This window comes from Paraburkholderia sp. J7, from assembly GCF_905220155.1.
Lineage (GTDB): Bacteria > Pseudomonadota > Gammaproteobacteria > Burkholderiales > Burkholderiaceae > Paraburkholderia.
In genome coordinates this window covers 46,244-53,939 of record NZ_CAJMYZ010000038.1, presented here as the reverse complement: position 1 = coordinate 53,939, position 7,696 = coordinate 46,244, and the positions used below count along the sequence as shown (strand labels likewise).

The following is a 7,696-nucleotide window of genomic DNA, read 5'->3' as shown; positions in this document are numbered from 1 at the left end:
ACGGTCGACTGCGGAGAAGACTGGGTCATGAGTGCTTTGCTCTTTGCTCGTCAGAAAGTGGGGCCGGGCAGCAAGGCCGCCGCGGCGCATCTTACGAAATACTTATATGGGCGCAACAGGCTGCGCTGCAAGCGCTCTCGCAACGCGCGCCGGAGTCGTGGGCGCTGCGGCGCCTTAGCTGCGCGCGAGCACGAACACGCCGATCAGGATGATGCCGATGCCGACGAGCCGCTGCACGCTCATCACCTCGCCGAACAGATACCACGCCGCGAACGCGTTGACCACGTAGCCGAGCGAGAGCATCGGGTAGGCGATCGAGACATCCACGCGCGAGAGCCCGACGATCCACACGACTACGCTGAACACGTAGCACGTGAGGCCGCCGAGAATCGGCACTTGCGTCGCGAGCTTCAGGCCAATGGGCAAGATGTTCGCACGGCTGAATTCGAAGTGTCCAACGGCATTGACACCCGCTTTCAGCAACAGTTGCGCGCACGCGTTCAGGCCGACGCCGGCGAGGATGCAGATCAGGGAAATCGGATTCATCGAAAAGGGTGATTCAACGGGTTATCGGGTTGCGACGGGAAGGCCGGCGTGAGCTGGCCGCAACCGCGCGGCCAGCCCGATTATCGCGCATGCGTCAATCGGGGCCAGGAAGGTGCCAGGGAGGTGCCAGAAAGCGCTCAGGATTGCGGCTTCTCGACGATCACGCGCCGTGCGTCGCGGGCGATCACCTGCATGGGCAGGCCCTGCGCAGCCAGTTCTTCGTAGCGCTTCTCCGGAATCAGCGCGAGCGCGTAGCGGTCGGCTTTCCAGCGCGCTTCCCAGTCGGCGATGGTCGGCACCCATTTTTGCGGTTCCTCGGAGATGCCGAAGGCAAGCTCGTCGGTGACCTCGACCATCGTCATCGTGTGGCGCACGTAGAAGGGCATGGTGTGGTCGAGTACGCCCACGGAGTAGAAGGGCGTGTCGGGCGGCAGCTTCGCAATGGCGGCGCGCACCGCGGGTGCGAGCGGTGCGCCGGAGCTCAACGTGCCGAACACATCGTGGCCCGTGCCCGCGATGGTCGCGAGCAGCAGCCAGGCCGTGCCGAGCGCGAGCGCCGGCGCGCGCGCGCCGGTTTCGGGCGTCCGCTTCGCGCGGTTCAGCCGCAGGCCGACCATCGTCACGACGAAGGCCACCGCCGCGGCGGCGAACACCCACACCTGGAACTCGCGGTAGAGCGCATTGGGGTTGCGCGCGTCGCCAAGATGCGTGAGCACGAACGAGCCCCCCATCAGCACGACGGCGAGAAGCGCGTAGCCCGCAAGGTGCTTGTTCCACTGCGCGCGCGTCATGACCGGCAGGTACATGCCGATGATGAGCGCAACAGGCGGCGCGATCGGCAGGACGTAGGAGACGAGCTTCGAGTGCGAGGCGCTGAAGAACAGGAAAATGAACACCGTCCACACGAGCATCAGCACGACGGGCGAGAAACCGTTGGGCTGGCGCGGCGCGCGCAGCGCATGGCGCACACTCTGAACGCTCACCGAAAGCCACGGCATGAAGCCCACCAGCATGACCGGCACGAAATAGTAGAACGGGCCGGGACGGTTCTGCGCGGGGGTGAGGTAGCGCTGGAACTGCTGGACGATGAAGAAGAAGTTGAAGAACTCGGGATTGCGCTGCTGCACGAGGATGAACCACGGCGCAACGATCGCGAAGAACACGATCAGGCCGCTCACGAGATACAGACGCTTCCAGAGCGCCCAGTCGCGCGAAATCGCCGTATAGAGCACGAGCACCGCGCCCGGCAGGATCAGGCCGACGAGGCCCTTGGAGAGCACCGCCATCGCCATGGCCGCCCAGCACACCCACATCCACAGACGTGCGTGGTTTTTGGGCAGGTTCGGGCGCTGCGCGAGCAGCAGCGCGCACAGCGTGAGCTGCATCCAGAACGACAGGCCCATGTCGAGCGTGTTGAAGTGGCCCATCAGGTTCCAGTACGGCGCGCAGGCGAGCACGACCGCGGCGAAGAAGCCCGTGGCGGCGTTGAACACGCGCGCGCCGGTGAAGCCGATCAGCAGCACGCCGGCGAAGCCGGTGAGCGCCGTGTAGAGGCGCGCCTGCCACTCGCCGATGCCGAACCACGCGAACGTGAGCGCGTTCATCCAGGTTTGCAGCGGCGGCTTCTCGAAGTACTTGTAGTCGTTGTAGCGCGGCGTGATCCAGTCGCCGGTCGCGAGCATCTCGCGCGCCATTTCGGCGTAACGGCCTTCGTCGCTCGGCAGCAGGTGGCGCCAGCCGAGCGGCAGGAACCAGATCACGGCGAGGGCGAGGATCAGGAGCAGGATCGCGCTGCGGTTGAGCGGTAGCCTCGATGGCGTATCGTTCATGGGTTTCAGCCTGTTCTTGTTGCAGTCGTTGCGGTCGGGGTGCGGGCGTGCGCGCCAGGCACGCGCGGCACCTGCGCCACGCCCGGCGCGCGCGCTTCGCACGCGGCGCGCAAGTGTACTACGCCGCCGTTCGGCGACCTGAAGGCAAGCTTAAGGCGCGTCAGCTTTCGATCAGAAGCGCGGCCGCCACGCGGCGGCCTTCGGCCATGAGGATGTTGTAGGTGCGGCAAGCTGCCTTGAAATCCATCGCCTCGACGCCAATGCGTTTCGCGGCGAGCGCCGCGGTCAGGCGCGGGTGCGGAAAACGCAGCCGCTCGCCGCTGCCGAACACCACCACCTCGGGGTTCAGCGGCAGAAGCATCTCGAAGAGTTCGGGCGTGAGGGCGTCGAACGCGTGCACCGGCCAGGGCGTGACCGGCGATTCGGGCATCACGATGATGCTGCCCGCGTGGCGTTCGAGGTTCACTTCGACGTAGTCGGCGCCGTAACCGGTCACGGTGTTCAGCGCGGCACTGGAGTCCTGGTGTAGTTTCAAAACGGGGTTCCGGGATAAGGGCAGGCCGGGTGCGCGAGCGAGGGGCGCCTATCCTGTGCCGGCGCCGGTCTCGGCGCGAACCGCCTTGTCGCCCGCGCCGTATAGCCCGCCGTCGCCCGTTTCGCGACCCGCCTCCTGGCCGATTGCGCATTGCGGAAGTTGGTCAAAATCCGCTAAATTATAACTTTTTAGCCGCCGCTGCGGCGGTGAGCGGGGGAGCCCGCGCCGGCAACCGCTACGCGCGCCATCCGCGCATCGGACAAGGGCAGCCACAAGCTGCCGGGGCGGTCTGAGGTGATCTCAACGGACGCTTTGCGTGGCGTTGCGAGTGCGCGAGGCGCTTCCTCGCAATCGTGCACGGCTTTTGTCCCGCCGGGGGCGCGCCTCCGGCTCCCTTGTATGTCTTGTCCGCCAGGGCGCCATCCGCCGGCCGGTCGACGGCATTTCAGCCTGTTCCAGCCCTTTTACCGCGTCTGACTCGTCTCCGACGCCCTGACTGATTCTTTGACCGATTTTCTGACCGACAGCCCGCCGTGAAACCGATTCTCAAATCCAACAAGCTGCAGAACGTTTGCTACGACATCCGCGGGCCGGTGCTCGAGCACGCGAAGCGCCTCGAAGAAGAAGGCCATCGCATCATCAAGCTGAACATCGGCAATCTCGCGCCGTTCGGTTTCGACGCGCCCGACGAGGTCATTCAGGACATGATCCTGAACCTGCCGGGCTCCTCGGGGTATTCGGATTCAAAGGGCGTCTTCGCCGCGCGCAAGGCGATCATGCACTACGCGCAGCAAAAGGGCGTCAAGGGCGTCGAGCTCGACGACATCTACATCGGCAACGGCGCGTCCGAACTGATCGTGATGGCCATGCAGGCGCTGCTGAACGACGGCGACGAAGTACTGCTGCCCGCGCCCGACTATCCGCTCTGGACGGCGGCGGTGAGCCTGTCGGGCGGCACGCCCGTGCATTACATCTGCGACGAGTCGAACGCGTGGATGCCCGACCTCGACGACATTCGCGCGAAGATCACGCCGAACACGCGCGCGCTCGTCGTGATCAACCCGAACAACCCGACCGGCGCGCTCTATTCGGACGACCTGCTGCGCGGGCTTGTGACGATCGCACGCGAGTACGGCCTGATCCTGTTCGCCGACGAGGTCTACGACAAGATCATCTACGACGGCAAGACGCACACCGCGCTCGGCTCGCTCTCGGAAGACGTGATCACGGTCACGCTCAACAGCCTCTCCAAAAGCTATCGCGCGTGCGGCTACCGCGCGGGCTGGATGTTCCTCTCGGGCATGACGGGCGAAAACCGCCGCCGCTCGAAGGACTACACGGAAGGCCTCGGCATTCTCGCTTCGATGCGCCTGTGCGCGAACGTGCCGGGCCAGTACGCGATCCAGACGGCGCTGGGCGGCTATCAGAGCATCAACGAGCTGATCCAGCCGGGCGGGCGCCTCTATCGTCAGCGCGAGCTGGCGTACAACATGCTCACGGCCATTCCGGGCGTGACCTGCGTGAAACCCGAGGCGGCGCTCTACATGTTCCCGCGCCTCGACCCGAAGCTCTATCCGATCGAGAACGACCAGCAGTTCATCCTCGATCTGCTGTTGCAGGAGCGCGTGCTGCTCGTGCAGGGCACGGGCTTCAACTGGAAGCAGCCGGACCACTTCCGCGTGGTGTTCCTGCCGAACGTCGACGACCTGACCGATTCGATCAACCGCATTGCGCGCTTCCTCGACGGTTATCGTCACCGGCACGGCACCTGATCCGGTCACGGGCTGGGTCACCGGGCCACACGCGAAAACGCATTCCCTTTCACATATCTAGACGAACACACGCTGCATGGAACCGATCAAAGTAGGTCTCTTGGGCTTCGGCACGGTGGGCAGCGGCACCTTCACGGTACTGCGCCGCAACCAGGAAGAAATCAAACGCCGCGCGGGCCGCGGTATCGAGGTGGCGCGCATTGCCGTGCGCAACCCGGCCAAGGCCACGGCGGCGCTCGGCAATGAAGCCGGCACAGTCGATCTGACAACCGACTTCAATGCCGTGGTCGACGACCCCTCGATTTCGATCATCGCCGAAATGATCGGCGGCACGACGCTCGCCAAGGATCTCGTGCTGCGCGCGATCGCTAGCGGCAAGCACGTGGTCACGGCGAACAAGGCGCTGCTGGCGGTGCATGGCACCGAGATCTTCGAAGCGGCGCGCACCAAGGGCGTGATGGTCGCGTTCGAGGCGGCGGTGGCGGGCGGCATCCCCATCATCAAGGCGCTGCGCGAAGGCCTCACGGCCAACCGCATCCAGTACATCGCCGGCATCATCAACGGCACGACGAACTACATCCTCTCGGAAATGCGCGAGCGCGGGCTCGACTTCGCGACCGCACTGAAGGCCGCGCAGGAACTGGGCTACGCCGAAGCCGATCCGACCTTCGACATCGAAGGCGTGGACGCCGCCCACAAGGCCACGATCATGAGCGCGATCGCGTTCGGCGTGCCGGTGCAGTTCGACAAGGCTTACGTGGAAGGCATCAGCAAGCTCGACGCCATCGACATCAAGTACGCGGAAGAACTGGGCTATCGCATCAAGCTGCTCGGCATTGCGCGCCGCACCGAGCGCGGCATCGAGCTGCGCACGCATCCCACGCTGATTCCGGCCAAGCGCCTGCTCGCGAACGTGGAAGGCGCGATGAACGCCGTGGTCGTGCATGGCGACGCCGTGGGGACGACGCTGTACTACGGCAAGGGTGCGGGCGCAGAGCCGACGGCCTCGGCCGTGGTCGCCGATCTCGTGGACGTCACGCGTCTGCACACGGCCGACCCGGAGCACCGCGTGCCGCATCTGGCGTTCCAGCCGGACAGCCTCTCGAACACGCCGATCCTGCCGATCGACGAAGTCACGAGCGGCTATTACCTGCGCCTGCGCGTGGCCGACCAGACCGGCGTGATGGCAGCCATCACGCGTATCCTGGCCGACAGCGGCATCTCGATCGATGCGCTGCTGCAGAAGGAAGCGGAGCAGGTCGACGCGCAGGGCAAGGCGGAAACCGACATCATCCTGATCACGCACGAGACGGTCGAGAAGAACGTCAACGCGGCGATCGCGCAGATCGAAACGCTCGCGACGGTAAAGTCGCCGGTCACGAAGCTGCGTATGGAAGGACTGAACTAAGGCAAGGGCTATGAATTACGTATCCACGCGCGGCGCGGGTGCCGGCGAGCATCACTCGTTTTCCGACATCCTGCTGGGCGGTCTCGCGCGCGACGGCGGCCTGTACCTGCCGGCCGAGTATCCGCAGATCAGCAAGGAAGAACTCGCGCGCTGGCGCGGCCTCTCGTACGCGGATCTCGCGTTCGAGATCCTCTCGAAGTTCGCCGGCGACATTCCCGCCGACGACCTGCGCGACATCACGCGCCGCACCTACACGGGCGAGACGTACCGCAACGTGCGCCACGGTGAAGACGCGAGCAAGATCACGCCGCTTACCACGCTCGGCGAGGAAAACGGCGCCAAACTGTCGCTGCTCGAACTCTCGAACGGTCCGACGCTTGCGTTCAAGGACATGGCGATGCAGCTGCTCGGCAACCTGTTCGAGTACGCGCTCGCGAAGGCCGGCCAGGAGCTGAACATTCTCGGCGCGACGTCGGGCGACACCGGCAGCGCCGCGGAATACGCCATGCGCGGCAAGAAGGGCGTGCGCGTGTTCATGCTCTCGCCGCACAAGAAGATGAGCGCGTTCCAGACCGCGCAGATGTTCAGCCTGCAAGATCCGAACATCTTCAACCTCGCCGTGGAAGGCGTGTTCGACGACTGCCAGGACATCGTCAAGGCCGTTTCGAACGATCACGCGTTCAAGGCGCAGCAGAAGATCGGCACGGTCAACTCGATCAACTGGGCGCGCGTCGTGGCCCAGGTCGTGTACTACTTCGCCGGTTACTTCGCGGCGACGCAGTCGAACGACGAGCGTGTTTCGTTCACGGTGCCTTCGGGTAACTTCGGCAACGTGTGCGCGGGCCATATCGCGCGCATGATGGGTCTGCCGATCGAAAAGCTCGTGGTCGCGACCAACGAGAACGACGTGCTCGACGAGTTCTTCCGCACCGGCATCTATCGCGTGCGCGGCTCGGCGGAGACGTATCACACGACGAGCCCGAGCATGGATATCTCGAAGGCGTCGAACTTCGAGCGCTTCGTGTACGACCTGCTGGGCCGCGATCCGGCGCGCGTGACGCAACTGTTCCGCGACGTGGAGGAGAAGGGCGGTTTCGATCTCGTGGCGAGCGGCGATTTCGTGCGCGTGCAGCAGTTCGGCTTCGTGTCGGGCCGCAGCACCCACGACGACCGCATCGCGACGATCCGCGACGTCTACTCGCGTTACAAGACGATGATCGACACCCATACCGCCGACGGCGTGAAGGTCGCCCGCGAACACCTGCAGCCCGGTGTGCCGATGATCGTGCTCGAAACCGCGCAGCCGGTGAAGTTCGGCGAGACGATTCGCGAGGCGCTCGACCGCGAGCCGGAGCGTCCGGCAGCGTTCGATGGGCTGGAGGCACTGCCGCAACGCTTCGAAGTCGTGCCCGCCGATGCAAAGCGCGTGAAGGACTATATCGCCGCTCATACGGCAGACTGATCGACGCAGCCGGGGCCGGATCTGCTTCTGGTCCTGGCGCGTTGCTCTTGCATCAGCTTTCATGCGGCGGCGGGTTGCTCGAACCCGCCCGCTGCAACTCGCCAGCCGACCCTGCGCGTTCGCCTGCATGGCGCGCCAGGGATA

6 protein-coding genes are annotated in these 7,696 nt (G+C 65.1%); 3 read left to right on the top strand and 3 right to left on the bottom strand.

Going from position 1 to position 7,696, the window contains the following annotated elements; translation table 11 throughout:
* Positions 1 to 174: 174 nt before the first annotated feature.
* From U5A58_RS37750 to U5A58_RS37740, 3 genes are all read right to left on the bottom strand, one after another.
* Positions 175 to 546, bottom strand: a complete 372-nt coding sequence (locus tag U5A58_RS37750; RefSeq protein ID WP_158757904.1) for an SMR family transporter — start codon at positions 544 to 546, stop codon at positions 175 to 177.
* Between the two features lie 137 nt (positions 547 to 683).
* Positions 684 to 2,375: a glycosyltransferase family 39 protein gene (locus tag U5A58_RS37745; RefSeq protein WP_321965136.1), complete on the bottom strand. Its 1,692-nt coding sequence runs from the start codon at positions 2,373 to 2,375 to the stop codon at positions 684 to 686.
* Positions 2,376 to 2,535: 160 nt separating this feature from the next.
* A complete protein-coding gene (locus tag U5A58_RS37740; RefSeq protein WP_321917233.1) occupies positions 2,536 to 2,910 on the bottom strand; it encodes an Mth938-like domain-containing protein in 375 nt (124 codons plus the stop codon).
* 533 nt (positions 2,911 to 3,443) lie between these two features.
* Between U5A58_RS37740 and U5A58_RS37735 the strand changes: the two genes are divergently transcribed.
* From U5A58_RS37735 to thrC, 3 genes are all read left to right on the top strand, one after another.
* On the top strand, positions 3,444 to 4,682 hold the full coding sequence (locus tag U5A58_RS37735; protein ID WP_321965135.1) for a pyridoxal phosphate-dependent aminotransferase: 1,239 nt from the start codon (positions 3,444 to 3,446) through the stop codon (positions 4,680 to 4,682).
* Between the two features lie 76 nt (positions 4,683 to 4,758).
* Positions 4,759 to 6,090: a homoserine dehydrogenase gene (locus U5A58_RS37730; protein ID WP_321965134.1), complete on the top strand. Its 1,332-nt coding sequence runs from the start codon at positions 4,759 to 4,761 to the stop codon at positions 6,088 to 6,090.
* A 10-nt stretch (positions 6,091 to 6,100) separates the two neighbouring features.
* A complete protein-coding gene (gene thrC / locus U5A58_RS37725) occupies positions 6,101 to 7,552 on the top strand; it encodes a threonine synthase (protein WP_321965133.1) in 1,452 nt (483 codons plus the stop codon).
* Positions 7,553 to 7,696: the final 144 nt, after the last annotated feature.

Excerpts from the sequence above, each read along its gene's own strand:
- U5A58_RS37745 (WP_321965136.1), bottom strand. The coding sequence starts at position 2,375 with ATGAACGATACGCCATCGAGGCTACCGCTCAACCGCAGCGCGATCCTG.
- U5A58_RS37750 (WP_158757904.1), bottom strand. The coding sequence starts at position 546 with ATGAATCCGATTTCCCTGATCTGCATCCTCGCCGGCGTCGGCCTGAAC.
- thrC (WP_321965133.1), top strand. The coding sequence starts at position 6,101 with ATGAATTACGTATCCACGCGCGGCGCGGGTGCCGGCGAGCATCACTCG.
- U5A58_RS37730 (WP_321965134.1), top strand. The coding sequence starts at position 4,759 with ATGGAACCGATCAAAGTAGGTCTCTTGGGCTTCGGCACGGTGGGCAGC.